General features: G+C 67.5%; 2 protein-coding genes. Both read left to right on the plus strand.

Annotated features, from left to right (window positions below):
* Positions 1-1,035 (plus strand): Mu transposase domain-containing protein (locus tag GA0111570_RS17160; RefSeq protein ID WP_092613877.1); only part of this gene is annotated, 1,035 nt, incomplete at its 5' end.
* Positions 1,032-1,728, plus strand: a 697-nt coding sequence (locus GA0111570_RS17165; RefSeq protein WP_092613878.1) for an ATP-binding protein, incomplete at its 3' end; no start/stop codon positions are given. The genes GA0111570_RS17160 and GA0111570_RS17165, both read left to right, overlap by 4 nt.

The raw sequence follows: 1,728 nt of genomic DNA on the forward strand, positions 1-1,728 counted from the left end.
GCGTTCGTCGAGCCGGCCCTGGACATGAAGCAGGACACCTGGCTGCGGGCCCATGTGGCGATGTTCGAGTTCTTCGGCGGTTCGGTGCCGAGGATCGTGTCGGACAATCTGAAGACCGGTGTGCTGAAACATCCCCGCGAGGGCGAGATCGTGCTCAACGACGCCTACCGGGAGATGGCCGCCCACTACTCGGCCGCGGTGCTGCCGGGCCGGGTGAGGAAGCCCAAGGACAAACCCAGCGTGGAGAACACCGTGGCCCACGTGGCGACGTGGGTGATCGCTTCGCTGCGGGATCGGCAGTTCACCTCGCTGCCGGCGCTGAAGGTCGCGATCGGGGCGCAGATGGACGAATACAACCGGCAGCCGTTCCAGAAACGCGCCGGGAGCCGGGCGAGCGTGTTCGCCGCTGAGGAGGCGCCGTTGTTGACGCCGCTGCCGGTGGTGGCCTACGAGATCAGCCGGTGGGTCTACGGGCGCCGGGTCGGGCGCAACGGGCATGTGGTCTGGGAACGCAACCACTACTCGGTGCCGTTCGCCCATATCGGCACCACGGTCGACCTGCGGATCACCGACCGGGTGCTTGAGGCCTACCGCGGCAGCGAACGGCTCACCAGCCACCTGCTATTGCCCGAGGGATCGGCCAACGAGTACCGCACGAACGACGCCGACCTGCCCGCCGGTCACAGATACCGGCAGTGGGACCCGCCGAGGGTGCGGGACTGGGCCGAACGGATCGGCCCGTCGGCGGTGAGTGTGGTGAACCGGATCTTCGAGTCCGTGCCGGTCGACGAACAGGGTCTGGACCCCGCTCTGGCCGTGCTGCGGCTGTCGCGGCGCTATTCCGCTGAGCGGGTCGAGGCGGCCTGTCGACTCGCCCTGGCCGGCAGGGTCCGTTCACCGCGGTATGCCCATCTGGCGCCGATCCTGGCGACCGGGCAGGACCAGGCCGCAGGCCTGCGCCCACAACGGACAGAACCAGTCGAAGACGGCGGCTACGTGCGCGGCGCCAGCTACTACGCCGGCGGTGAGCGGTGAGCGGGATCGATCTGGAGACCAAGCGCAAGCTTCGCGAGATGGGTGCGGCCCCGCTGCTGGAGGCGATCGAAGCCCAGGACGACACCCTGGTCCTTGGGCTGGCGTTCGCCGACCGGCTCCGGCTGGTCGTCGACGAGGCGCATTCCGGGTTCACCCACGCCAAGGTCGAGGGACTGATCCGGCGGGCCGGGCTGCGCTATCCCGGCGCCGATCTGCGCCGGGTCGACCTGATCGAGGAGCGCGGACTGGACCGTAACGTGATCGCCCAGCTCGCGACCTGCTCCTTCATCGACAGGCATCAGAATGTGGTGTTCCAGGGCTTCACCGGTTCGGGGAAGTCCTACCTTGGCTGCGCGCTTGCCAAGCAGGCCTGCCAGCACCGGATCCGGGCCCACTACATCCGGATGCCCGACCTCGAAGAGGCCTGGGCCCAGGCGAAGGACAAGCCCCAAGGACAGACGAAGTTCCTGAACAAGTACGCGGCCTTCACCCTGTTGGTGATCGACGAGTGGCTGCTCGACCATCCCGATGAGGGCATGCGCAGCATGCTGCTGGAACTACTTGAACGCCGCTACGACGCCGCCTCAACCGTGTTCTGCACCCAGTACGCGAAGAAGGACTGGCACCAGCGACTCGGCTCCGGAGTCCACGCCGACGCGATCATGGACCGCATCGTCCACAACACCATCTGGG

This window comes from Raineyella antarctica (assembly GCF_900092135.1).
In the GTDB taxonomy this organism is placed as follows: Bacteria; Actinomycetota; Actinomycetes; order Propionibacteriales; family Propionibacteriaceae; genus Raineyella; species Raineyella antarctica.